This is a genomic window from Hymenobacter ginkgonis (assembly GCF_009755225.1).
Classification (GTDB): Bacteria; Bacteroidota; Bacteroidia; order Cytophagales; family Hymenobacteraceae; genus Hymenobacter; species Hymenobacter ginkgonis.
The window spans coordinates 669,905-694,310 of record NZ_WQKZ01000002.1; the positions used below are offsets into that span (position 1 = coordinate 669,905).

Below are 24,406 nucleotides of genomic sequence, written 5' to 3' on the forward strand. Positions count from 1 at the left end.
TCTAATTCATAATTACCTACGAAGTGTACGACGAACTCCTCCGCAAAGAAGCCAAGCTGGCCGTAATTGGCCTCGGCTACGTGGGCCTGCCTATCGCCCTCGAATTTGCCAAGCAATTATCCGTTATCGGCTTCGATATCAATGCTGGCCGCGTCGAAATGATGCGCAACCACCAAGACCCCAGCGGCGAGCTCGACAGCGACGCCTTTGAAGGCTGCGACATCACCTTCACCGACTCGCTGGAAGTGCTGCGCGAGGCACAATTCTTTATTGTGGCCGTGCCTACCCCCATCGACGAGCACGCCCAACCCGACCTGCGCCCGCTGCTCGGCGCTTCGGGCTCGGTGGGCAAAGTGTTGAAAAAAGGTGATTACGTGGTGTTCGAAAGCACGGTGTACCCCGGCTGTACCGAAGAAGACTGCATTCCGGTGATGGAAAAGCTGTCGGGCCTGAGCTTTCCCGGCGATTTTAAGGTGGGCTACTCGCCCGAGCGCATCAACCCCGGCGACAAGGAGCATACCCTCACGCGCATTATAAAAGTGGTAAGCGGCTGCGACGAGGAGAGCCTCGACGTGGTGGCCAGAGTGTACGAACTAGTGGTGAAAGCCGGCGTGCACCGCGCCAGCAGCATTCGGGTGGCTGAGGCCGCCAAAATTATCGAAAACACCCAGCGTGATGTCAACATCGCGTTGATGAACGAGCTGTCGATGATTTTCGACCGCATGAGCATCAACACCTACGAGGTGCTCGAAGCGGCCGGCACCAAGTGGAATTTCCTTAAATTTTCGCCCGGCCTAGTGGGCGGCCACTGCATCGGTGTCGACCCGTACTACCTGACCTATAAAGCCAAAGAGCTGGGCTACGACGCCAAAGTTATCCTGAGTGGCCGCACCACCAACGATAACATGGGTGCCTACATCGCCCGCAAAACGGTGCAGATGATGATTAAGAAGGGCAAGGACGTGGCTCGTAGCCGCGTGCTTGTGATGGGCGCCACCTTCAAGGAAAACGTGGAGGACATTCGCAATTCCAAGGTGGCCGATGTCATTCAGGAGCTGAAGAACTTCTCGGTGAACGTCGACATCGTGGACCCCCACGCCGACTCCGACGAGCTGCACCACGAGTATGGTTTCCGTCTCACGCCCGCCGACAAGATTCGCGCCGACTACGACGCTATCATCGTGGCCGTGAGCCACAAGCCTTACTTGGAGAAAGACGAAGCGTACTTTCAATCCATCACGGCCGACAATGCCGTACTGGTCGACATCAAAGGCCTCTACCGTACCAAGCCCATGCAAGAGCTGCAATACTGGAGCCTATAATTTCAATGAAGGAATGGGTGAAGGAGTAGAGCAGTGGATGATAATTTCGCTCTTCTACTCTTTCACCCATCTGCTCATTCACCCATTCACCCCTTGATTATGAAAATTCTTGTTACTGGCGGTGCCGGCTACATTGGCTCCCACACCGTGGTAGAGCTTGCCCAAGCGGGCTACGAGCCGGTTATCATTGATGATTTCAGCAATTCGAAAGAATCGGTGCTGGATGGTTTGCGCGCCATTTTGGGGCGCGATGTGCCGTGCTACCACAGCGACTGCGGCGATGCCGAATCTCTGCGCCAAGTGCTGAAGCAAGAGCCAGATATCAAGGGGGTTATTCACTTTGCGGCGTTCAAGGCCGTGGGCGAGTCGGTGCAGAAACCGCTGGCTTACTTCCACAACAACGTGGGTTCGCTCATTACTCTGCTGCAAGTAATGGCCGAATTTGGCATCGAAAACCTGGTGTTTTCGTCGTCGTGCACTGTGTATGGCATACCCGATGCGCTGCCCGTAACGGAGGCTACCCCCACCAAACCAGCCAGCTCGCCCTACGGCCGCACCAAGCAAATGTGCGAAGACATGGTGCACGATGTATCGGCTGCGCCTGGCAATAAGCTGCATACCATTCTGTTGCGTTACTTTAATCCCATTGGGGCGCATGCTTCAGCCAAAATTGGCGAGCTGCCCCTGGGTGTGCCCAACAACCTGGTGCCGTTCATTACCCAAACGGCGGCCGGCATTCGCGAAAAGCTAACCATCTTCGGCGATACCTACGACACGCCCGATGGCACCAACATCCGCGACTATATCCACGTCGTAGACTTGGCCAAGGCGCACATTGTAGCTGTGCAGCGCCTGCTCGACCGCAAAGCCACCGACACTGTCGAAACCTTCAACATCGGGACTGGCCACGGCAACTCGGTGCTGGAAGTGGTGAAAACGTTTGAACAAGCCAGCGGCCAGAAACTCAACTACATAATAGGACCCGCCCGCCCCGGCGACGTGCCCGCCATCTATGCCGACGCTACCAAGGCCGCCGAGGTGCTGGGCTTCAAAACGGAAACCTCCTTGTACGATTCGCTGGCCAGTTCCTGGAAGTGGCAGCAAACCCTCGGTAAGTAATCTAAGCGCACTATGCTGGGCTGGTAAAGCACCTCACTCGGTTCGCTGCTTTACTGCACTGCCTGGCCTGTTTAAGTAGGCTTCGAAATCTCCGCACGATAACTCCTAAAAACATGAAAATTCTCATTACCGGCGGGGCCGGCTTCATCGGTTCGCACGTAGTGCGCTTGTTCGTTACCAAGTATCCTGAGTACCAGATTCTGAACCTGGATGCACTCACCTACGCTGGCAACCTAGAAAACCTGCGCGACATCGAAAACGCGCCCAATTATCGCTTTATCAAGGGCGATATTGCCGACCAGGCCTTCGTGAATGAGCTGTTTGCCAAGGAAGAGCCCGATGCGGTTATTCACTTGGCGGCCGAAAGCCATGTCGACCGTAGCATCACCGACCCGCTAGCCTTTGTGCGCACCAACGTGCTGGGCACCGTGTACTTGCTGAACGCCGCCAAAAATATTTGGCAACCAGGTGGCTACGACGGCCACACGTTCTACCACGTATCGACCGATGAAGTATACGGTTCGCTAGATTTTGGCCCTGAGCTCTTTACCGAAGAAACGGCCTACGACCCGCGCTCGCCCTACTCGGCGTCTAAAGCCAGCTCCGACCACTTTGTGCGCGCTTGGCACCACACCTACGGCCTGCCTATCAAACTCTCGAACTGCTCGAACAACTACGGCCCCAACCACTTCCCCGAAAAGCTGATTCCGCTGGCTATTCACCGCTTGCGCACCGGCCAGCCGGTGCCCGTATACGGCAAAGGCGAAAACGTGCGCGACTGGCTATTTGTGAAAGACCATGCCACTGCCATCGACGCCGTTTTTCACAAAGGCAAGCTGGGTGACACCTACAACATCGGCGGCGTAAACGAGTGGCAGAACCTCAAACTTATTGAGCTGCTGTGCGATGTAGTGGACGAGAAAACCGGCCAGGCCCAGGGCACCTCGCGCAAACTCATCAAGTTTGTAACTGACCGCGCCGGCCACGACATGCGCTACGCCATCGACTCGGCCAAGATTATGAACGAGCTAGGTTGGAAGCCCAGCGTAACCTTCGAGCAGGGCTTGGCCCAAACCGTAGATTGGTATTTGGCTAACGAAGAATGGCTTACCAACGTTACCAGCGGCGCTTACCAGGACTATAACCAGAAGCAGTACGCCAACCGTTAAGCACCCTTAGCCCTGCGAAGGGGGTAGGCTTAGTGGCCTACCCCCTTTAATTTGCCTACAATACCTTGCTTGCTATCTCTAATTTATAGAATGTACGACCTCCCTTTCCACAACGAATCCCTCAGTGACGTATCCTTCCTCGTAACGGGCGGGGCGGGCTTTATTGGCTCGAACTTAGTAGAATATCTATTAAAATACGGCGCCAAAAAAGTGCGGGTGCTGGACAATTTTTCCAACGGCTTCCGCAAAAACCTGCGCTTATTTGAAGGCAACCCCGCGCTTGAAGTACAAGAAGGCGACATTCGCGACCGCGAGGCCTGCGCCCGCGCCTGCCAGGGCATTGATGTAGTGCTGCACCAGGCGGCGCTCGGCTCGGTGCCACGCTCCATCAACGACCCCGTTACGACGGATGAAGTGAACGTGGGCGGCTTCGTCAAAATGCTGTTTGCCGCCAAAGAAGCAGGTATTAAGCGCTTTGTGTATGCGGCTTCGTCTTCGACCTACGGCGACCACCCCGGCCTACCCAAGGTAGAGGACCGCATTGGCAAGCCGCTCTCGCCCTACGCCGTCACCAAGTACGCCAACGAGCTGTACGCCGACGTTTTTGCCCGTACCTACGACATGGAAATCATTGGCCTGCGCTACTTTAACATCTTCGGCCCGCGCCAGGACCCCGGTGGGGCCTACGCGGCCGTGATTCCGCTGTTTATCGACGCCATCTTGGAAAATCAGGCGCCGACCCTCAACGGCGACGGCGGCCAAACCCGCGACTTCACGTTTGTAGAAAACTGCGTGCAAGCCAACATCCGCGCGGCCCTCACCGACAACCCCGAGGCGCCTAACCAAGTGTATAACATTGCTGTAGGCGACCGTACCTCGCTGGTGCAGATGTACGACATCCTACGCGAAGAAGCCGGCTCAACACTAGAACCCAAGTTTGGGCCCAACCGCGCCGGCGATATTCGGGATTCGCTGGCCGATATCACCAAGGCCGAAACCCGGCTGGGCTACGCGCCGCAGGTACGCATTCGCGAAGGCTTGCAGCAAACGCTGAGCTGGTTTAAGGCCAACCAAGCCTTTATTGCAGAGCGTAATTAAGCTTTCCTACCCCCTTATTTCTGCCTCACACATGAAAGGAATCATCCTGGCCGGCGGCTCCGGCACCCGGTTGCACCCGCTCACGCTAGCTGTCAGCAAGCAGCTCATGCCCGTCTACGACAAGCCGATGGTGTATTATCCGTTGTCGCTGCTGATGATGGCCGGCATCCGGGACATCCTCATCATCACTACCCCCCACGACCAGGCGCAGTTCCAGAAGCTGCTCGGCGACGGCCAAAACCTGGGCTGCAACTTCCAATATGTGGTGCAGGCCGTGCCCAACGGGCTGGCGCAGGCATTTGTGCTGGGCGCCGATTTTATCGGTACGGACTCGGTAGCGCTGGTGCTGGGCGATAATATTTTCCACGGCGAGGGCTTGGAGCCGTTGCTCAAAGCCAATAGCGACCCCGAGGGCGGCGTGGTATATGCCTACCACGTGCACGACCCCGAGCGCTACGGCGTGGTCGAGTTCGATGAGGACAAGGTGGCCCTCAGCATTGAGGAAAAGCCGGCTAAGCCCAAGAGCAACTACGCCGTGCCGGGCCTGTATTTCTACGACAACGACGTGGTAGAAATCGCGAAAAACCTGGAGCCCAGCCCCCGCGGTGAATACGAAATCACGGATGTAAACCGCGAGTACCTCCGCCGCGGCAAGCTTAAGGTAGGGATTCTGGGCCGCGGCACCGCTTGGCTCGACACCGGTACCTTCGAAAGCCTCATGCAAGCCGGCGAGTTTGTGCGCGTGCTAGAGCAGCGCCAGGGCCTTAAAGTAGGTTCGATTGAGGAAGCTGCTTACCGCCAAGGCTTTATTGATGCCGAGCAGCTCCGCAAAATCGCCGAGCCGCTCCGCAAAAGCGGCTACGGCAACTATCTATTAAATCTGCCCGAGCAGTTGGTGCTGGGTGGCTAGGTAGTTAGGCTAGTTAAAAAGGAGGGGGTAGGGCCATCAGCTGTTTTAACAGCCGGTGGCCCTGCCCCCTCCTACTGCGTTGAGCTTATTGGTTGAGTATCAAGCGGAACGTGGTTCCTTTGCCCACTTCACTGGACTTGATAAAGAGGCGGCCTTCGTGGTAGTTTTCGATGATGCGGCGGGCTAGGGCCAAGCCCAGGCCCCAGCCGCGCTTCTTGGTAGTATAGCCGGGTAGAAACACGCTCTCCAGCTTGTTTTTAGGAATACCCTTGCCCGTATCAGTAATGTCGATGGCTACTTGGGGGCGTGGCACGCGGCGCGTCCACCAGCGGCGCGACGGGCGCACGGGCCGGAGGCGCAACGTGATGCTGCCGCGGCCATCCATGGCATCTACAGCGTTCTTGCAGATGTTCTCAACCACCCAGTCGAAGAGCGGCACATTAATCAGGGCCGGCGTGTCGAGTGGCAAATCGGTTTCGATGCTGAACTTGACCTTACGCGACACTCGCGCTTCGAGGTAGGCAATGGCGTTGCGGGTGGTCTGGTACAAATTCTCGGCCTTGAGCACCGGCACCGACCCAATATTGCTGAAACGCTCCGTGATGATTTCCAGCCGTTTGATGTCCTTGCCCAGCTCTTCCACAATGGGCTCGCCGCGAAAGCGCTCCGACTCGCGCAGGTAGCTTTGCCAGCCTACTAAGCTGCTCAGCGGCGTGCCAAGCTGGTGCGCGGTTTCCTTAGCGAGGCCCACCCACACGCGGTTTTGCTCGGCCCGGCGCGAGTAGCTGAAGCTCAAATAGGCCAGCATGCCCAGCGAGGCAATCACTGCGAGCTGCACCAGGGGGTAGGTGCGCAACTCGCGCAACAGCTGCGAATCTTGGTAAAAAACGTAGTTGCGCGCCCCCAGCGGCAGCTCAATTACGATGGGCGGGTGCTTCTGCTGCATAGTAAGCAGCAACAACTTCACCTGACGCACAGAATCGGCCTCCGATAAGTGCGCGGGCAACCCCAAATTTTTATTATCGATAATATTTTCTCCATCCGTCAGAATAACCGGAATGGTGGTGTTCGCATTGATAATCTGCTCCTGTAAGAAGGGAAGATTGGTGCTTTCCTCGGTGCTGATGATGTAGCGCAGCGTCTTGGCATACAAGTCAATCTGGTGCTGTTCGCGCTCCGAAAGGCGCTTCACTAAAGCGTTGGTATACACCACGGTAGCGGCGGCAATAAGCAAGGCAAACAGCAGTACCAGCAGCTTAATGCGCGACTTCTGGTCGTAGAGGGGGGGTAGCATAGGTAGGCAAAGGTCGGGTGCGGCACTCGCAGCGCCCAGCCAAGCGTTGGGCGCGGAAAAGAACTACTTCAGACGGTTAATAGGTCCGGCGAACCCAACGCGTATACTTCCTGTTTCTTCTGCTAGTATTTGTACCGTAATTTTGCAGGCCGGCCTTGGGTCGACCCGTGCTATGTCTCATCCGTTTAAGGCGGTCAGCCTCTCGTTTCGTAAAGCCCCGCTTGCCATTCGCGAGCTGTTGGCCCTGGACGAGGCTGCGTGCCGCCGCTTTCTACAACAACTGCGCAACGAGCTGCACCTGAACGATTTGTTGGTCTTGAGTACCTGCAACCGCACGGAGGTTTACTATGCCCACGACGACGACTGTAGTGCCGCCATCATTCGGGCACTGGGCCAGCTAAAGCAGCGCCCCGATGCAAGCAGCTTTGCCCCTTACTTCGACCTGTACCTGGAGCCGGAAGCGGCTGCCGAGCACCTCTTCGAAGTAGCCATCGGCCTTGATGCCCAGGTAGTAGGCGACCTCCAGATTATCAATCAGGTGAAAATGGCCTACCAATGGGCCGCCGATGCCGATGCTGCCGGGCCTTTCCTGCACCGCCTGATGCACACTATCTTCTTCACCAACAAACGGGTGCAGCAGGAAACGAGCTTCCGCGAAGGGGCTGCTTCCATGAGCTACGCCGCCTTGGAGCTGGTAGAGGAGCTAACGACCGATGTGGCCAGCCCCCGTGTGCTGGTAGTGGGCCTGGGCGAAATTGGCGCCGATGTGTGCCGCCACCTGGCCGAAAGCAAGTACTTCGCTAGCGTCACGCTGTGCAACCGCACGCGCTCGCGGGCCGAAGAGCTAGCCGCCGAGTTTGCGCCCGGCCAGCTGCAGATTGTGAACTTTGAGAATGTAACCGGTGCCCTACGCGAGGCCGATGTCATTATCTCATCCATCAACCGTGACACGCCGTTCTTTACCCGTGAGCTAGTGGATCACCTAGATGTGCTAAGCTATAAGTTCTTCATCGACTTATCCGTGCCGCGGTCGGTGGCGGCTGATGTAGAGCAGGTGCCCGGCGTGCTGGTGTACAACGTCGATGCCATCGAGAGCAAGGCCTCGGCGGCACTCGAGCAGCGCTTGGCGGCAGTGCCGCAAGTGCGCGCGCTCATCGAAAGCAGCTTACTCGACTTTGCCGACTGGAGCCGCGAAATGCTCGTTTCGCCGCTTATCCAGCGCATGAAAGCTGGCCTAGAGCAACTGCGCCAACAAGAGTTGGAGCGCTTTCAGAAAAAGGCTACCCCCTCCGAAGTGAAGCTGCTCGACGATGCCACCCGAGCCTTTATGCAAAAGGTGCTGAAACAGCACGTGCTTCACCTCAAAGCTGCTTGCCGCCGCGACGAAGCCGAGCAGCTGCTCCCCCTGCTCACCGATATTTTCGACTTGGAGCGCCAGCCAGTAGCCAACGCTTAGTTTTAGCGTTGGCTTATTTAGCGTAAATCAGCATATATAGTATATATTTCATTAAAAAAGGCTGCCAATTCAATGGCAGCCTTTTTTAATATATCAGAAAGTTCTTACCCAGCGGGGTGGTCCATAATTGCTGAGCAAGAACGTGAAATCTAGTTAGATACGGCCAGAATAGTCTTCCAGCGTATCAATAATTTTCATCAGTTGGGGCACGGCTAGCGAGTAGTAAATCTTGGTGCCTACTTTGCTCGACTTGAGCACGCCGCGGTCTTTGAGGGTAATGAGGTGCTGCGAAGCGATAGCCTGCGGAATATCAAGGGCTTGATATATTTCCGTAACCGACATCTGCTGCTCTTTGCCACCTTTAGTCTTGCCAAGCAAGTCGACAATAGCGAGCCGTTTGGGGTGTGAGAGAACTTTGAGCATAGCCGCTGCGCGGTCTAGTTGCTGCGCATCGACGCGAGTGTGCAAAGGTTTCATTAGAGTGAACGAAAAAATGGTAGAAGAGGGAAGAGAAGAGTGAGTATTAGTAAACCTGTAAATCAGGTTTGGGTCCCGAAAAGTAGTGATAAAAAGGCTATTATTACTTAATCAAACTTTACAAGATAAAAACGGGGGAGTATTTTTTATTCATGGGTAAGTGCAATTTCTTAGTTTGCAGCGCGTGAAGCCGCTTTTTGCATCTTTACCATACAAGAACCTATTATGCTAAAATGACATAATATTATGTTGTCTATCGATAGATAAGGGTGGTTTGTCGATTGAAAGTCCGTGTTCAGCTAAACAGCAAAGCAAAGCGCCGCGTACTACCACTTGCCGACAGCCTAACTACCCTCGGCTACTCCTGATGGAAATACCAAGCTTCTTGCACCATATAGTATTGGGTAATGAATTGTTAGACTATGTTGTGGCAGCGTTTATACTGCTGCTCGGTGCTGTTCTAAACCGGTTATTATCGCGCTTAGTAAGCAAGATTCTCTATCGGCTTACCAAGCGCTACGCAGCAGGAGTGACGGAGCAGGAACTACACGATTTGCTCATCCATCCCCTAGGAACACTCTTGTTTCTGGCCACGCTGTATTTGGCTTTTAGCGTGTTGCGCTACCCCCTACCCCCCCTGGCCGTGAAGGGCGTGGAGCCGTGGCATAAGGTGGTGCTTTTGGGGGTATTTCACTTGGGTGTAATTGGTACAGTAGTGTGGGTTATCACGCGGCTAGTTGATTTCGCTTTGCTGGTTGTGCAGCGCCGGGCCGAGTTAACGGCCACTCCAAGCGCCCGCCGCCTTGATAATCAGTTTTTGCCTTTTGCCAAGGATTTGTTGAAGGTGTTTATTGTGCTCATCGGCGTGCTGGTGATGATGGGCAAGGTGTTTTCGGTGGATGTGACGGCCCTGATTGGGGGCCTGGGTATTGGCGGGCTGGCGGTGGCTTTTGCGGCCAAAGAGAGCCTCGAAAATCTGCTGGCTTCCTTCACCATCTTTCTGGATGAGCCATTTGCCGTAGGCGACCTCGTGACGGCTGGCAACGTGAGCGGTACCGTCGAAAAAATTGGCTTCCGCAGCACCCGTCTGCGCACGGCCGAAAAAAGCTACCTCACGGTGCCCAATAAGAACATGATTGATAAGCCCCTCGATAACCTAAGCCTGCGCACGTCGCGGCGGGTAGGCTTCACGCTCATCTTCGACCACAAAACGAACAGCCAACAACTGCAAGCCATTATTCTGGAGGCAGTTGAAGCGATTAAAGACCACCCACTTGTTACGCAGGATGTGCAGATGAAGTTCAACAATATCACGCCCAGCGGTAAGGAAGTAACGGTGCAATACTTTGTGGAAACTACCAGTTATGACGAATACTTGGACACCAAGGAAGACCTTAACTACCGTATTGTACAGGTAGTTGAGCACCAGGGTGGCACCTTTGCTAGCGTGAGCACGCCCGTTGCGGTGCCAACAGAATAAGGCGGCCCGCGTGCCGGGGAGCAGGTGGCGGGTACTTTTGCGCGCCGCTACCCAGCGCATTTTGTTAGCTCGTTTCGCATGTCTGAAAATCTGTTCCTGACCAGTAGCCTGCCCAAAGAGGGCCGCTATACTGAGTTGCACCCCCAAATAGAGGCCCTTACCGCGCCGGAAGCTGACCTAACGGCCAACCTGGCCAACACAGCCGCTGCGTTGCGGCAGGCGTTCGGGTTTTTTTGGGTGGGTTTTTACGTAGTAAAGGGTGATGAACTGGTGCTGGGGCCGTTTCAAGGGCCCATTGCCTGCACCCGTATCCGGAGGGGTAGGGGGGTGTGCGGTACTAGCTGGGCTGAGGCCCGCACCGTACTGGTGCCCGATGTAGAAGCCTTTCCGGGCCACATTGCGTGCAGCTCCGACTCAAAATCAGAAATTGTGGTGCCGGTGCTCAGAAATGGCCAAGTGGTGGCCGTGCTCGATGTGGACAGCGACCAGCTAAACGATTTCGACGCCGCCGACCAGCACGGCCTGGAGCGTTTGATGGAATTGGCTGCCAGTTGGTTTTAGCTTCGTTATTGGCGGCTGGTAGTCGCTTCCCTTCGTTATTTTCGCTATGGCTATTATTCCTTCTGCCCCGGCTTCGGCCGATGAGCCGCTGGCCATTATGGGGGCGGGCCTAGTGGGTTCGCTGCTGGCGCTGTACTTGGCGCGGCGCGGCCACCCGGTGCAGGTGTTCGAGCGCCTACCCGACCCGCGGCAGCAGGGTCTACTAGGCGGCCGCTCCATCAACTTGGCGCTCTCTGACCGCGGCTGGCGAGCGCTGGCGGGGGTAGGGGTGGCCGATGATATCCGGCAGGTGGGCATCCCCATGTACCGGCGCGTGATGCACGACGGGCAGGGGCAGCTCACCTTTCAGCCCTACGGGCAGGAAAACCAGGCCATCTACTCTATCAACCGGGGCAACCTCAACTGTACCTTACTCGACTTGGCCGAGCAGGAGCCCGGCGTGCAAATAACTTTCGGCCAGAAGCTGCTGCAACTTGACTTGCCCGGCCGCCGCCTGCACCTGCAAGACGTGGCTACCGGCCACGCGCACGATGTGGCGTACCAGCGGCTATTTGGCGCCGATGGTGCTTTCTCGGCGGTCCGCGGGGCCTTGCAGCGCACCGACCGCACCGACTACTCGCAGCAATACCTAGAGTACGGCTACAAAGAACTGACCATTGCCGCCGGCGAGGGGGGGAGCTGGCAGCTCGAAAAAAACGCGCTGCACATCTGGCCGCGCGGCAATTTTTTGATGATTGCCCTGCCTAACCTCGACGGCTCGTTCAACGCTACCCTCTTCTTTCCTTATGAGGGCGATAAGTCGTTTGCCGCGCTGCAAACGCCAGCCGACGTCACGACGTTCTTTACCACCGTCTTTCCCGATGCTGTGCCGCTGATGCCGCAACTGACGGAAGAATTCTTCGACCATCCTACGGGCTCGCTGGTTACGATTCGGTGTTTCCCGTGGGCGTACCGCGACAGTGTGCTGCTGCTCGGCGATGCGGCCCACGCCATTGTGCCTTTCTACGGGCAGGGCATGAACGCGGGCTTTGAGGATTGCACAGTGCTCAACCAGTTGCTCGACCAATTAGGCGAGGATAATTGGCCCACGGTGATGAAAGCGTTCGAAACCCAGCGCAAACCCAACACCGATGCCATGGCCGACCTCGCGCTCTACAACTTCGTGGAGATGCGCGACCGCGTGGCCGACCCACGCTTTCTGTTGCAAAAGAAAATCGAGAGCAAAATCGCCGCGCAGTACCCCGGCCAGTGGGTGCCGCTGTACTCGCGCGTCACGTTCTCGCCCGACACCTCCTATGCCGAAGCCTGGGCCGCCGGCCAGCGCCAAGAGGCCATTATGGCGCGGGTTATGCCACTCATCCAGAACGAGCTAGACTTTGATAAGCCAGAAGTGCAGTCGCTAGTAGCACAGGCGCTGGCTAGCGCCTACTAAAACAGCACGTCCTGCTGAGCTTGTCGAAGCATCTTTATCGCATCACTCAATAGTGCGGTAGAGATGCTTCGACAAGCTCAGCAGGACGTGCTGTTTAGCAAGAAACTGATTCGCCTACCCCTCCTTACGGTGCGACCGTAATTGTGCGCGTTACCGAGTTATAGGGGCCGGGAATGAGCGTGCCGCTGCTATCAAGCAGTTCTAGCTTGATGGTAGCTTGGCCAGCGGGTAGGCCTTCCATCATGTAAGGCAGCCACTGGTTGAGCATGAACTCCGTACCGTTGATAGTGGCGCGCACCTTGTTGCCACTATCACCTAGGGTCGTGTTCACGAGGTAAAAGTCAAGCATGATTTTTTGCGCATCCTTGCCTGCATACGTGTCCTTGGGGCGGCTGTAAAAGAGGGCCGGGGCTTTCACATCGAAAGTAGAGGGGGTAGCATCGGCGGCCGGCGTGCCCACCGTGATGACGCGCAAGTCGTAAGCACCCAGGTGTTTAAGGCTCTCGTGGTAAGAGCGCGACAAGAATGACAGTACCACGTGCTGGCCGTCGGCGATAGGCTTGGTAAACTTCGTATCGTAATGCGCCGTGTAGGGCTGGTTATCCACGATGTTGTGGATGTGTTGGCCCTTCATGGAGTTAGCCATTTGCATGGCGTGGTCGCTGGCCGTCATTTTAGTAAGCTGGAAGTTGGTCAGCTCATAGGAAAAAGCTACTTCGCCGCTGGGTACCGTCGAGCCAGCTACCGGCGAGTTGAGGCGCATTTGAGCCGTTGGAAACTTGGGCGAATCGTCGAAGGGCGTGAGCGTGATGCCGTTCCTGGTTTGGGCCTGGCCCGATACGGTGGAGGTAGTAGTTTGCGCACCCAGGGCCGCATCGCGGTCGGCCGGGCTGGTAGTAGCCGCAGTTTCGGCTTGCTGCGTCGTGCTACAGCTGCCGAGAAGCCCAAGGGCCAGCAAGCCGCTAAGCGGCGCGAGGAATAGTTTCATGTGAAAGAGGCAGAATGGGGTAGGTAATCTGTACTGTACGCGAACTGGCCAGCATAAGGTTTTGTGCTAACTTCGCGGTAGGTAACTACTGGTTGCTGCTGGCGGGCTACCCCAGTGGTTGGTTGTGCGCTCAACCAGCCGCCGGCGCAGCCTGCTACCAGTAGTTAACAGTCACTAATCAGCAAGTAACCTAACCCCTACTTAATTATGGCTGATAACCTGCCTGACCACATCCCTTCGCTCGACCTGGCTGATTTCCGTTCGGGCGACCCCACCCGCAAAGCCAAGTTTGTGCAAGAGCTCGGCGACGCGTACCAAAGCATTGGCTTTGTGGCCCTCAAAAACCACGGCCTCAACGACGAGCAAACCAAGGAGCTTTACCACGACGTGCAGGAGTTTTTTCAACTGCCCGACCCCACGAAGCAAGCATACGAAAACCCGGCGCTGGCTGGCCAGCGCGGCTACATCAGCAAGGGTAAGGAGCATGCCAAGGGCCGCAACACCGGCGACCTGAAGGAGTTTTACCACGTGGGCCAGGAAGTGCTCGACGAAAACGACCCGGTTAAGAACGACTACCCCGCCAACATTTGGCCCGCCGAAGTGCCCCGCTTCGCGCAGAGTACTATGAAGGCCTACCGCACCCTCGAAGCGGCTGGCAAAGACGTGCTGCGCGCCATTGCGCTGTACCTGGAGCTGCCCGAAAATTACTTCGATGACAAGGTGAAAAACGGCAACAGCATCTTGCGGCCCATTCACTACTTCCCCATCGAAAACCCCGAGGAAGTGCCCGCCGATGCCGTGCGCGCCGCCGAGCACGGCGACATCAACCTCATTACCTTGCTGATGGGCGCCAGCGCCGACGGCCTGCAAGTGAAGCGCCGCGACGGCCAGTGGATTTCCATCACGGCCCTACCCGACCAGATTGTGGTGAACGTGGGCGACATGCTTCAGCGCCTCACCAACGGCGTGCTCAAGAGCACCATTCACCGCGTGGTGAACCCGCCCCGCGAGAAAATGAACACCCCGCGCTACAGCATCCCGTTCTTTATGCACCCGCGCTCCGAGATGAGTTTGGCGGCCCTGCCTCACCTCGTAACGGCCGACAACCCCAAGAAGGAAGCCGACATCACGGCCGGCGAGTTCCTAAACGAGCGCCTGATTGAGCTGGGCTTGAAGAAAAAATAGGTTGGAAGCGGCTACGGCTGACGGAAGCCAGCACTAGCAGGCTGACAAAAAGAACGTCCTGCTGAATTTGCCGAAGCACTTCGCTCGAATCGTTGGGATAGCAACCCAGCGGCCCAAGCGAGCTGCTTCGACAAACTCAGCAGGGCATTCTTTTTTGGCCGGTTTTCAGCAGCTCGATATTCCTCTCCCGATTCTTCTTGCTGGGTTGGAGGCCCGCAACTTGCCGGCCGGTTTTATCTTCGGCACTGCTACCCGCCTGCTCTGTGCCCGACCAAAAGCCTACCCCTCCCGTTTTGCCTAACCTGCCGGCGCCGTTGCGCCGCGCGGGCCGGCGCATGCGCCGGACGCGGAACCTCATTTTTTTGAAAGATGTAGCGGGCCTGGCTTGCACGGCTTTTGGCGGGCCGCAGGCGCACCTAGCCATGATGTTTCGGCTGCTGGTGCACAAGCGCCGTTACCTCACCGCGGCCGAATTGCTAGAACTGCAAGCGCTGTGCGCGCTGCTGCCGGGCCCCACTTCTACCCAAACCATGACGGCCATCGGTTTCCGGCTAGGCGGGCCCAATTTGGCCTATCTCACGCTCTTTGTCTGGTGCCTGCCGGCGGTGCTCATCATGACGCTGGCGGGGCTGCTGCTCACGCATTTTGACGCGGCACTTACGGGGCGGCTGGTGCAGTTTGTGCAGCCGGTGGCCGTGGGCTTCGTGGCATTTTCGGCCTACCGCATTGCCGAAAAAGTTATTCAAACTAAAACGTCGGTGGCCCTGATGGTGGCTTCCGCTATGGTGGCGTATTTCTTCCAGCTGCCAGGGGTGCTACCCCTACTGCTGCTGGCGGGCGGGGCCGTAACCACGCTGCGCTACCGCAAGCACGCCATTGTGCCCGATAAAAAACCCATTCGGGTGGAGTGGGCCAATGGGGCGCTCTGGTTGGGGATTTTTCTGCTGGCGGCGGTGCTGGGGCACTATACCCAGCTGCGGCCGGTGCGGCTGTTCGAGAACTTTTACCGCAACGGCTCGCTGGTATTTGGGGGCGGGCAGGTGCTGGCGCCGCTGCTCTTTGCCGAGTTTGTCGAGTACAAGCACTACCTCACGGGGCCCGAGTTTTTGTCGGGGTTGGGGCTGGTGCAGGCGCTGCCGGGGCCCAACTTTTCGTTTGCTTCCTACATCGGGGCGCTGGCTATGCGGCCGCTGGGGGGGGTAGGGCCGCAGCTGCTGGGCGCGGCAGTGGGGGCAATTGGCATTTTTCTGCCGGGCACGTTCCTGATATTTTTCATCATCCGCTTCTGGGACGGCCTGCGCCAGTACCGCGTGGTGAAGGCCTCGCTCGAAGGCGTGAATGCCGTGAGTGCCGGCCTGGTGTGCGCGGCGGCGCTGCTGCTCTACCACCCGCTGCCCGACCGCCTGCTGGCGCTGCCGGGCTCGCTGGCCCACTGGCACCTGCCGCTTAACCCGCTGCTGGTGGGCCTCACGTTTTTGGTGCTGCTCTGGGAGCGGATTCCGAGCGTAGTAATGGTGGGCGTGGCCTTGCTGGCAGGGGTGTTGGTGCCCTAAGGGTAATGAGCAGCGAGGGGGTAGGGTCGCGGGAGCACTGCGAAGCACGATATACTGTTCGGCTTATAGGAATATTCCCTAGATTTTGTTTTTAATAAGTAGCTAGTAAGTAAGCGTTTGGTTATTTTCGTATTGCACTCTTGGGTGCAACCTCAACCTTACCACCTTACTGCTATGAGCTTGAAAACACACGCTTGGTGCGCCTTGGTAGCCTTGGCGGCAGCCACCGGCTGCAAAAACGATGACCCCGAAATAGTGGCCGAACCCACTAGCTTCACCGCGCAAGTCTTTGCCAGCAACCTCACCATGCCCATCGGAATGAGCTTCGATGAGCGCGGACAGGCCTGGGTAACGCAGAGCGGCACCGGCAAAAACGACGCGCAGGCTTCGCTCGTGACCACGGATGGCAAAGCCTACCCCGTGCTCACGGGCTTATCGTCGGCCGTGAACAACGGGGCGGTAGAAGGAATCGGGCACTTACTCTACCACAATGGCACACTTTACGTGCTCGACGGCGCCGCTGGCAAGCTATACACGCTCGACGTATCGGCCTTCAAGCCCGGCGATACGCCCTACGTAGCCAGCAACCTGAGCGCCGAGAATATTGGCACGTTTGTGCTGGCGCAAAAGCTTACTACCCCCCTCAATACCAACCTCTACAACCTGACGCTAGGCCCCGACGACAACCTGTACATTACGGATTCGGGTGCTAATGCCATCATCAAGCGCGACAGCAAAACCAGAGTGCTCAGCGTGTTTGCCAAGCTGCCCGGGGTGAATACGACGACCGACGCCGTGCCCACTGGCATTGTCTACGACGGCAACAATTTCTTGGTAAGCGGCCTGAGCGGCTTTCCCTTCACGCCGGGCGCTACCAAAATTTACTTGGTCAGCCCGAGCGGGGTAGTCAGCGAGTACCAAACTGGTTTCACGACCCTCACCGATATTGCCTTATCAGCTAATAACAAGCCGATTGTGGTGCAGTACGCCCAATTCTCGCTCACGCCGCCCAACATCGGCTTCACGCCCAAAACCGGCCAGTTGGTCGATACTAACAAGGCTACCTTGCTAGCGGGGCTAGACCGGCCCACCGATATTGAGCGCGTTGGCAGCCGCACGTATTACGTGCTCAGCTCGGGCGATGGCACCATTCAAAAGCTAACCTATTAGCGGTTAGTTATTTCTACGTAGGCGTTGCCCGTGACGGGCTGGCCGTAGCGGGTGCCCGTCACGCGGCACATGCCTTCCCAATAGTGCATGGTGAAGGTATGGAAAAAGCGCAGGCTCAGCTCTTGGTTGGGCACCAAGGGTTCCACCACTAGGTCGTAACCCTGCTTGGGCACCTGCACCCGCCATTTGGCGGGGTATTTCTTCTTGGAGGTGGGGCTAATCCAATACGTGAGGGGGGTAAGCTCAAAGTCGGTGCCGGTGAGGTGCACGTTCTGGCTATCGGCGCTGTAAAACGAGCCGTTGTTGAGGCCCTCCCCAGTGGCACGGTTGCGCAGCGTGTTGAGCATCAGTTCATCCTGGTGGTGGTCGAGCTGAATGCTCATCCAGTCCCAGCCCACATCCTTGCTCACAATGCTGGTGCAGTTCCACTGGCGGTCGTACCACAGCTCGCCGCTTACCTGGTGCACCTTGCCGCCCACCGTGAGCGTACCGTTGGTGGCCAGGCGGGGGTAGGAGTAGTAGCCCGCCAACACGCCGCCGCCGTAGTTTTCGTAGCCGGTGCCGCCGTGCAGCAGCACGGGTTTTATGGGGGTAGTGCTAAGCTTCAGGGCGTAGCCCGCGTTGGCCTTGCCCGTGAGGGCGGCTTCCAGGTCGTAGCGGCCTTGCTGGCCGTCAAACTTCCACACCTCGCCGGCCTTCTGGTCGCGCAGGTGCAGGGGCAGCGAGTCGGTAAGCAGGCGGGGCAGCTTGCCCAGCTTGTAGTCGTACTTAAACTGCTGGCCCTGTGGGTCAGTCAGGGCCACGTTTACCATCTGGTAGTCCTGCTTGCCTTTGTTCATGTTGAAATGAAAAAAGACGTACTCAATCCCAAATACCTCGCCGGTCTCGTGGTCGGTGAGGTGGCCCGTTACATACCACCATTCTAGCGAGTTACGCGGGTGCGGCGCCTCCTCGTGGGGCAGCGCAGCGCGGGTAGCAGTAGGGTTGAATTGGGTGGTTGGCTTGATAGCTGTGCAAGCCGCCAAAAAAAGCAGAAGCAAGGCCAGAGATAATCGCATCATACTCTGGAGTAAGGGATTTTAGCATGAAAAAGTTTGAAGATACGAGTACAGCGGGCTGTCATAAGTCTTCTACGGTATCCAGCTGCCCTTGGGGTAATAGAAACGTAGTTTACCATTACCAAGAGGCGCTGCCCGCCTGAAGACGGGGTAGGGGAGTAGGCTAGGAGGGTGCGCGGCGCGATAGCTTGAAAAAAGCTTCGCCGTCCGCTTCGGTGCCCTACCCCCACCAATTGCCCCCGGCTCGGCCGTAACTTGGCCGTTTGCTATTTTGCGCGCCCATTTCTTTCTGGCCGAATGCCCCCTGCCAATTCCTCGCTTTTCCGCCGCAAAACCATCGCGGCCATTCTTCAAAACCCGCCCCCCGATGCCGAAGGCCACGGCGGCTCGGCCGGCGGCCTGGCCCGCCACCTCACCGTGCGCGACCTTACGGGGCTGGGCATTGCGGCCATCATCGGGGCCGGCATTTTCTCAACCATCGGCCAAGCCAGCCTGAATGGCGGGCCGGCCGTGTCGCTGCTGTTCGTGTTCACGGCCATTGCCTGCGCGTTTTCGGCCTTGTGCTACGCCCAGTTTGCGGCCACCATTCCGGTTAGCGGCTCGGCTTATACCTACGCCTACACCTCGTTTGGCGAGCTCGCGGCCTGGATAATCGGCTGGGCGCTCATCATGGAATACGCGGTGGGCAACATCGTGGTGGCCATTTCGTGGAGCGACTACTTCACCGGCCTGCTCGACGGCATTGGGCTGCACATTCCGCGCTGGCTTACGATGGGCACCCAAAGCGCCCACCACGGCTACGAAACCGTGCTGGCCCTCATGCAGGCCGGCAAGCCGCTGGCCGAGGCTACCCCCGCCCAACTCGAAGCCTACCAGGCCTGGGCCAACGCTCCTACCTTGTTTGGCGACTGGCGCTTCGTGGTAGACCTGCCGGCTTTTGGCATCACGGTGCTCATCACGGCGCTGGTGTATGTAGGTATTAAGGAGTCGAAAAATGCTTCTAACCTGCTGGTTTTATTGAAATTGATAATCGTGGGCGTGGTGATTGTGGTCGGCGCATTCTATGTGAAGCCCGAAAACTGGACGCCTTTTGCCCCCAATGGCATGGGCGGCGTGCTTAAGGGCGTGTCGGCCGTGTTCTTCGCCTACATCGGTTTCGACGCCATTTCGACCACCGCCGAGGAGTGCAACAACCCGCAGCGCGACTTGCCCAAGGCCATGATGTACGCGCTCATTATTTGCACGGTGCTCTACGTTATTATTACGCTGGTACTCACCGGCATGGTGTCGTATAAAGAGCTAGGGGTAGGCGACCCGCTCTCGTTCGTGTTTGCCAAAGTGGGCCTACCCCGCCTCTCGGGCCTGGTGGCCGTGAGTGCGGTGTTTGCGATGGCCTCGGTGCTGCTGGTGTTTCAGCTGGGCCAGCCGCGCATCTGGCTCACGATGAGCCGCGACGGGTTGCTGCCCAGCGTATTTGCGCGGGTGCACCCCAAGTTTCATACGCCCTCGTTCAGCACCATCGTCACGGGCTTTTTTGTGGCAGTGCCGGCCCTGTTTCTGAACATGGATTTGGTGGTGGATTTGACGAGCATCGGTACGCTGTTCGCCTTTGCGCTCGTCTGCGGCGGCATCCTCATCATCGACCCCTACGGCCGCTCCGAGGCGCGCTTCCGGGTGCCCTACATCAACGGGCAATTGCTGGTGCCGCTGCTGCTGGCGGGTAGCGCGTTTCTGCTCTGGCGCTACGACCACGCCACCATCATTAAGCTGGTGGAGGACACTAATGGCACCACTGCTGCCCGCACCGGCGAAAGCTGGTACAGCGTGTTCCGCCACCAAATTCCTTACCTGGTGTTCGTTCTAGCCTCGCTGGCCATCGCCGTTGTTACATTCCGCAAAAAGTTGTCGCTGCTGCCGGTGTTGGGCTTGCTCACCAACCTGTACCTGATGACGCAACTCGGTATCAACAACTGGACAATGTTCCTGATTTGGCTGCTCATTGGGCTTAGCATCTACTTCGGCTACGGCTACAAGCACTCAAAGCTAAATAAAGCGCTAGTAGAGTAGCTTGAGTAAATCCGCTTTGGCGGTGCCAGCGCAAATTAATAAAATGCTATACTGGCGCCTAACTAGGATGCCACCCTACCCCTTGCCCGCTTCTTGAAGGGGTAGGGGTAGGGTGGCATCTGCTTTTTATACCAATACTCGGCCATAAATCATCCCAAAAATAGATTGATACTGTGTGTATAAGGGACAGATATTCAATATTTTATAAATATTGTGGTAAAATTTTGTATTTAACTAACATGCAATTGTTGTGGTTGCCATGGTAGGCTACTTTTGTTAGGAGTATTCTAAGCTGCATCGCACCAGCTTCTAGAATAAGGCAAAAATACTCCTTTCATTTAGCCCGTTTAGATTGGTGAAAAAACTATACACCGTAGTAAAAGCAATGCCACTGTTGCTGGCCACGCTAGGCGCTCAAGCGCAGTACACGTTCTCTTCCCCCTCCCCCTATACCCAGGACTTTGGCAACATGGCCACTGGCAATACGGCCACCGCGGGCTATACCCAATTTGGCAGCGATGGCACTGCCTCCAATTTGCAGGGTATGATAGTGGGCTACTCGCCAGCTGGCAGCACTGCGTTCTACGTACTGGGGGGCGCAGTTGGGCCCAATGACGGTTCTAATAGCAATCCTGGTGCGTACAGCTTTGGTGATATGGGCTCTACCGAACGGGCGCTGGGCGGCATTGCGGGCGGCTTTACGGGCCGCGGCTACATTGCGGTGCGGCTGCGCAATAACTTAGGAGTGCCCATCAAAAACCTGGACATTCGCTATGCTTTTGAGCAGTGGTACAATTCGACCATTTCTACAAATGCGAAATTCACTACATACTACCGGCAGTACCCCTCTACCGGCACGGCCTATGCCCCGGCCGACCTAGCCGAAGACAAAACCGCTACTACTACCACCTGGACCCGCGTGCCGGAACTAGATTTGCCCGCCCCCGCTACAGGTACCGAGAAAGGCCTAACCAACGGCAACTCTGATACCTACAAGCGGACTACGGAGTACCGCCTGATGAACGTAAACTTGGCTCAAAGCGATGAGATTATCGTGTGCTTCGAGTATGTGTTCAGTCCGACTACCAACGGCAACGGCATGGGCATTGATGACATTGTTATCAACCCCGAAACCAACGTGCTATATTCCAAAACTACCGGCAACCTCGATAATACCGCTACCGGCACTAGCGCTACTTGGGGCCAGAACCCCGACGGCAGCAACCCCCTCGCGAGGGCCGTCGATTTCACGGCTTCCGATGTTACCTATTACGTGCAGGGTACCAACACTGCTACGCGCCTTGGCAGTGGCAGCTGGCAGGTAACGGGCACCAACTCGCACGTAGTGGTGGGCACAGCCGCGGCGCCGGCTACACTTTACATAGCGCCCACCGACAATATAACCGCTACTATTGACGTGCCCAGTAGTTCGACGCTGCGGATAGATAATAACGTGCCTACTACCACGGGCCTCAAGCTAGGCAGCCTAACCACCGGTAGCACAGTAGAGTACGTTTATACCAATGGTGGCCAGAACGTGCTGCCCGCCGCTTACTCCAACCTCACATTTAGCAACAGCGCGAAGTTTTTGAACGCTGGAGCAATTACGGTGGGCGGCACACTAATACTGCCCAAAAGCATCACCTTGGGCAACTACAACCTGACTATGCTCCGCAATGCCGTGCTCAACCGCGCTAGCACCGGCTTGGTGATAGCCACCGGGAGGGGCGAGTACCGGGCTACCGTTATTGGGGCTCAGGGCAGCAGCGTACCGGTGCTATTTCCGGTGGCTACTACGGCTACCACCTATGTGCCAGTTTTTATCACGGCGGGTAGTACCGACAAGGATGAAACCTACCGGGTGCGGGCTATTGACAACGTATACGCTGCATATAACAACCCCGGCACGAATGCAAACGCCGTGTGGACGTCTTCCGGAACGCCCCTAACTAATACGGCCAATGTGAATACAACCTGGTTTATCAGCCACGAAACGAGCGCAACTGTGGCAGCTACGCTAAAGCTGGGCTGGAATACCAATAAGCAAGGCAGCAGCTTTGTGCAGGGCAGCGCGTACATCGACCACTACTCAACCAAATGGGACGGGGTAATTCAGGACGCTGGGGCAACCACTCCGGATGGTACGGGCCAGTCCACGGTGCAGCGCACGGGTGTGAGCAACTTCTCGCCGTTTGCCATAACCTCTAACCCAAGTAGTGGGCCACTGCCGGTGCAATTGGTAGCATTTGAGGCGCAACGCGCTGGCGCCACCGTGGCCTGCACCTGGACCACCGCCAGCGAGCAAAACAACGACCACTTTGTAGTTGAGCGCAGCTTGAACGGCGAAGATTTTGCCCCATTGGGCACCGTAGCAGGCTACGGCTCTAGTGCGCAAGCTCATACGTATACCTTCGTGGATAAGCGCCCCGCCACAGGCCTGGCCTACTACCGCTTGCAGCAGGTAGATGGGGATGGCTCGGCTAGCTACTCACCTATCGTGGCCGTACGTACGGGCAAGGCCGCCACCTTAGTGGCAGTGCCCAACCCTAGCACCGGCCAGTTTTCACTGCAAACTGACTACAGCGCGCCTACGCAAGTGCAAGCGTTGGTGCAGAATGCTATGGGCCAAAACATATTGTCGGCCAGCCAACTAGTACCAGCTGGTCCGTCTGCCCTACCCCTCGACTTGAGCGGGCAACCGGCCGGTGTGTACTTGGTGCAGCTCCTCGGCCCTACTGGCCCGGCAACGCTGCGCCTGCTGAAGTACTAACCACGCGCCTACCCCCTACTAAAAAGGCAGCCTGGCAACGGGCTGCCTTTTGCCTTTTTAAAGACCCAAAAACCGGTTGTCAGGGCGTGCGTACTGCGCGCCCTGACAACCGGTTTTGTTAACTCGAATAGCTTCTTAAGGAGCACTGCCCGACGCCTAGAGCGCGGTAGTATTTATTGCCCGGCTAAGCCTCAGCGAGCGCGGTGAATAATGAAAACGCCTGCCAGAATAATGCCCATGCCGGCTGCGTGCCATTGGTTGAAGGCCTCGCCGTCGAGCGCGCCCCAGCCCAGCGCCACAATGGGAATCAAGTAGGTGCTCGACGACGCAAAAAGTGTCGTCGAACGCTGAATGAGCATATTGAACAGCACCGTAGCTACCGCCGTGCTCATGGTGGCCAGTAGGGCAATGTAGCCAAACGCTGGCCATGCTCCCGGCACGGTGGCCAGCTTATGCACGAAGTCCGTGCCCAGCAGCAAATACGCCAGCGCCGGCCCGCCAATGAGTAGCAGCAGCAACGACGTCACGGCCATCGGCGTCATGGCGTTTAAGCGGTGCTTTATCACGTTCACACTGAGGCCGTAGCCAATAGTAGCTGCCACAATGTAGAGGCCATACCAGGCGTTGCCCGCGCCGGTGGGGGTAGGGGCCGTGCCCACTAGGGCATCACCGCTGCCGCCCAGCAGCATCAGCACCACCGTGCCCACCAAGCCTAGCCCGATGCCCAGCACCCGTAGTCCCGTCAGGCGCTGCCCAAACAGCAGCGCGCCCACCAGCAGCGCAAACACCGCTGTGAGGGCATTGAGCACGCCAGCCAACCCCGAGGCTAGCTTGGTTTCGGCATAGGCAAACAGAAAGGCCGGGATAAGTGTGCCCACCGTGCCACTGAGTGCCAGCCACTTAAAACGGCTGCGCTCGACGCGCCCCACCTCGCGCAGGGCAAAGGGCAGCAGCAGCAGGGCCGCTACGCTCACGCGCGTGGCCCCGAGCTCCATGGCCGAAAACACCACCAAGCCTTTCTTCATTAGAATAAACGACGTGCCCCATATCAGCGACAGCACCAGCAGCAGCCCCCAGGCGGCGGGCGATACGCTGCTTGCCGCCGTAGAAGTAGGCACGACCTCGGGCGCGGCCGCCACGGCGGGGAGTGCCTCAGCATCGAGGAGGGGGGTAGGCACTGGCGAGGCAGGAACGGAACGAGGAAGCATGCCCCAAAATTACGGCTGCGCGCGGGGGCAGCAGGGTAGGCCGTAGCGGCTTATTTAGCGTAACATTGCCCAAATTATTACCTGCTTCC

The 24,406-nt window shown here is 57.3% G+C and carries 19 protein-coding genes; 14 read left to right on the forward strand and 5 right to left on the reverse strand.

Going from position 1 to position 24,406, the window contains the following annotated elements; translation table 11 throughout:
- The first annotated feature begins 23 nt into the window (after positions 1-23).
- The 5 genes from GO988_RS08650 to rfbA all read left to right on the forward strand — a co-directional run bounded on the left by GO988_RS08650 (position 24) and on the right by rfbA (position 5,618).
- Complete coding sequence (locus tag GO988_RS08650; protein WP_317164826.1) at positions 24-1,322, forward strand: nucleotide sugar dehydrogenase; 1,299 nt, start codon at positions 24-26, stop codon at positions 1,320-1,322.
- 99 nt (positions 1,323-1,421) lie between these two features.
- On the forward strand, positions 1,422-2,441 hold the full coding sequence (galE, locus tag GO988_RS08655) for a UDP-glucose 4-epimerase GalE (protein ID WP_157564243.1): 1,020 nt from the start codon (positions 1,422-1,424) through the stop codon (positions 2,439-2,441).
- A 113-nt stretch (positions 2,442-2,554) separates the two neighbouring features.
- The gene (rfbB, locus tag GO988_RS08660) at positions 2,555-3,610 is read left to right on the forward strand and encodes a dTDP-glucose 4,6-dehydratase (RefSeq protein WP_157564245.1); all 1,056 of its coding nucleotides are present in this window, start codon (positions 2,555-2,557) and stop codon (positions 3,608-3,610) included.
- A 90-nt stretch (positions 3,611-3,700) separates the two neighbouring features.
- Positions 3,701-4,708, forward strand: a complete 1,008-nt coding sequence (locus GO988_RS08665; RefSeq protein WP_157564247.1) for an SDR family oxidoreductase — start codon at positions 3,701-3,703, stop codon at positions 4,706-4,708.
- 31 nt (positions 4,709-4,739) lie between these two features.
- Positions 4,740-5,618: a glucose-1-phosphate thymidylyltransferase RfbA gene (rfbA, locus tag GO988_RS08670; RefSeq protein WP_157564249.1), complete on the forward strand. Its 879-nt coding sequence runs from the start codon at positions 4,740-4,742 to the stop codon at positions 5,616-5,618.
- 85 nt (positions 5,619-5,703) lie between these two features.
- Here rfbA and GO988_RS08675 read toward each other — a convergent pair whose 3' ends face one another.
- Positions 5,704-6,912, reverse strand: a complete 1,209-nt coding sequence (locus tag GO988_RS08675) for an ATP-binding protein (protein ID WP_157564251.1) — start codon at positions 6,910-6,912, stop codon at positions 5,704-5,706.
- Positions 6,913-7,084: 172 nt separating this feature from the next.
- On the opposite strand from GO988_RS08675, the gene hemA reads away from it, so the two are divergent.
- On the forward strand, positions 7,085-8,368 hold the full coding sequence (gene hemA, locus GO988_RS08680) for a glutamyl-tRNA reductase (RefSeq protein ID WP_157564252.1): 1,284 nt from the start codon (positions 7,085-7,087) through the stop codon (positions 8,366-8,368).
- Between the two features lie 153 nt (positions 8,369-8,521).
- Here the strand turns inward: hemA and GO988_RS08685 are convergent, their stop codons facing one another.
- Positions 8,522-8,845 carry an ArsR/SmtB family transcription factor gene (locus GO988_RS08685; RefSeq protein ID WP_157564254.1) on the reverse strand — a complete coding sequence of 108 codons (324 nt, stop codon included), beginning with the start codon at positions 8,843-8,845 and terminating at the stop codon, positions 8,522-8,524.
- Positions 8,846-9,272: 427 nt separating this feature from the next.
- On the opposite strand from GO988_RS08685, the gene GO988_RS24380 reads away from it, so the two are divergent.
- The 3 genes from GO988_RS24380 to GO988_RS08700 all read left to right on the forward strand — a co-directional run bounded on the left by GO988_RS24380 (position 9,273) and on the right by GO988_RS08700 (position 12,318).
- Complete coding sequence (locus tag GO988_RS24380; protein WP_198172587.1) at positions 9,273-10,325, forward strand: mechanosensitive ion channel family protein; 1,053 nt, start codon at positions 9,273-9,275, stop codon at positions 10,323-10,325.
- Positions 10,326-10,403: 78 nt separating this feature from the next.
- Positions 10,404-10,886: a GAF domain-containing protein gene (locus tag GO988_RS08695; RefSeq protein WP_157564258.1), complete on the forward strand. Its 483-nt coding sequence runs from the start codon at positions 10,404-10,406 to the stop codon at positions 10,884-10,886.
- 46 nt (positions 10,887-10,932) lie between these two features.
- A complete protein-coding gene (locus GO988_RS08700) occupies positions 10,933-12,318 on the forward strand; it encodes an FAD-dependent oxidoreductase (RefSeq protein ID WP_157564260.1) in 1,386 nt (461 codons plus the stop codon).
- A 124-nt stretch (positions 12,319-12,442) separates the two neighbouring features.
- On the opposite strand, the gene GO988_RS08705 is transcribed toward GO988_RS08700, so the two are convergent.
- The gene (locus GO988_RS08705) at positions 12,443-13,306 is read right to left on the reverse strand and encodes a hypothetical protein (protein WP_232341449.1); all 864 of its coding nucleotides are present in this window, start codon (positions 13,304-13,306) and stop codon (positions 12,443-12,445) included.
- A gap of 207 nt (positions 13,307-13,513) precedes the next feature.
- Between GO988_RS08705 and GO988_RS08710 the strand changes: the two genes are divergently transcribed.
- From GO988_RS08710 to GO988_RS08720, 3 genes are all read left to right on the forward strand, one after another.
- Positions 13,514-14,491, forward strand: a complete 978-nt coding sequence (locus tag GO988_RS08710; RefSeq protein WP_157564262.1) for an isopenicillin N synthase family dioxygenase — start codon at positions 13,514-13,516, stop codon at positions 14,489-14,491.
- 263 nt (positions 14,492-14,754) lie between these two features.
- Positions 14,755-16,044 carry a chromate efflux transporter gene (gene chrA / locus GO988_RS08715; protein ID WP_394351220.1) on the forward strand — a complete coding sequence of 430 codons (1,290 nt, stop codon included), beginning with the start codon at positions 14,755-14,757 and terminating at the stop codon, positions 16,042-16,044.
- A 174-nt stretch (positions 16,045-16,218) separates the two neighbouring features.
- Entirely contained in the window at positions 16,219-17,214 is a 996-nt protein-coding gene (locus GO988_RS08720) for a ScyD/ScyE family protein (protein WP_157564264.1), read from the forward strand.
- Here the strand turns inward: GO988_RS08720 and GO988_RS08725 are convergent.
- Complete coding sequence (locus GO988_RS08725; RefSeq protein WP_157564266.1) at positions 17,211-18,275, reverse strand: lipocalin family protein; 1,065 nt, start codon at positions 18,273-18,275, stop codon at positions 17,211-17,213. The two genes, GO988_RS08720 and GO988_RS08725, sit on opposite strands and share 4 nt — an antisense overlap.
- Positions 18,276-18,569: 294 nt before the next feature.
- On the opposite strand from GO988_RS08725, the gene GO988_RS08730 reads away from it, so the two are divergent.
- Positions 18,570-20,339 (forward strand): amino acid permease, encoded by a 1,770-nt coding sequence (locus tag GO988_RS08730; RefSeq protein WP_157564268.1) that lies wholly within the window; start codon positions 18,570-18,572, stop codon positions 20,337-20,339.
- A gap of 355 nt (positions 20,340-20,694) precedes the next feature.
- Entirely contained in the window at positions 20,695-23,109 is a 2,415-nt protein-coding gene (locus GO988_RS08735; RefSeq protein WP_157564270.1) for a hypothetical protein, read from the forward strand.
- A 191-nt stretch (positions 23,110-23,300) separates the two neighbouring features.
- Here GO988_RS08735 and GO988_RS08740 read toward each other — a convergent pair whose 3' ends face one another.
- Complete coding sequence (locus GO988_RS08740) at positions 23,301-24,317, reverse strand: DMT family transporter (RefSeq protein WP_157564272.1); 1,017 nt, start codon at positions 24,315-24,317, stop codon at positions 23,301-23,303.
- Positions 24,318-24,406: the final 89 nt, after the last annotated feature.

Bases quoted from the DNA above. Each gene is read 5' to 3' on its own strand.
- galE (WP_157564243.1), top strand. From the start codon at position 1,422: ATGAAAATTCTTGTTACTGGCGGTGCCGGCTACATTGGCTCCCACACC.
- rfbB (WP_157564245.1), top strand. From the start codon at position 2,555: ATGAAAATTCTCATTACCGGCGGGGCCGGCTTCATCGGTTCGCACGTA.
- GO988_RS08665 (WP_157564247.1), top strand. From the start codon at position 3,701: ATGTACGACCTCCCTTTCCACAACGAATCCCTCAGTGACGTATCCTTC.
- rfbA (WP_157564249.1), top strand. From the start codon at position 4,740: ATGAAAGGAATCATCCTGGCCGGCGGCTCCGGCACCCGGTTGCACCCG.
- GO988_RS08675 (WP_157564251.1), bottom strand. From the start codon at position 6,912: ATGCTACCCCCCCTCTACGACCAGAAGTCGCGCATTAAGCTGCTGGTA.
- hemA (WP_157564252.1), top strand. From the start codon at position 7,085: ATGTCTCATCCGTTTAAGGCGGTCAGCCTCTCGTTTCGTAAAGCCCCG.
- GO988_RS08685 (WP_157564254.1), bottom strand. From the start codon at position 8,845: ATGAAACCTTTGCACACTCGCGTCGATGCGCAGCAACTAGACCGCGCA.
- GO988_RS08695 (WP_157564258.1), top strand. From the start codon at position 10,404: ATGTCTGAAAATCTGTTCCTGACCAGTAGCCTGCCCAAAGAGGGCCGC.
- GO988_RS08700 (WP_157564260.1), top strand. From the start codon at position 10,933: ATGGCTATTATTCCTTCTGCCCCGGCTTCGGCCGATGAGCCGCTGGCC.
- GO988_RS08705 (WP_232341449.1), bottom strand. From the start codon at position 13,306: ATGAAACTATTCCTCGCGCCGCTTAGCGGCTTGCTGGCCCTTGGGCTT.
- GO988_RS08710 (WP_157564262.1), top strand. From the start codon at position 13,514: ATGGCTGATAACCTGCCTGACCACATCCCTTCGCTCGACCTGGCTGAT.
- GO988_RS08720 (WP_157564264.1), top strand. From the start codon at position 16,219: ATGAGCTTGAAAACACACGCTTGGTGCGCCTTGGTAGCCTTGGCGGCA.
- GO988_RS08725 (WP_157564266.1), bottom strand. From the start codon at position 18,275: ATGATGCGATTATCTCTGGCCTTGCTTCTGCTTTTTTTGGCGGCTTGC.
- GO988_RS08730 (WP_157564268.1), top strand. From the start codon at position 18,570: ATGCCCCCTGCCAATTCCTCGCTTTTCCGCCGCAAAACCATCGCGGCC.
- GO988_RS08740 (WP_157564272.1), bottom strand. From the start codon at position 24,317: ATGCTTCCTCGTTCCGTTCCTGCCTCGCCAGTGCCTACCCCCCTCCTC.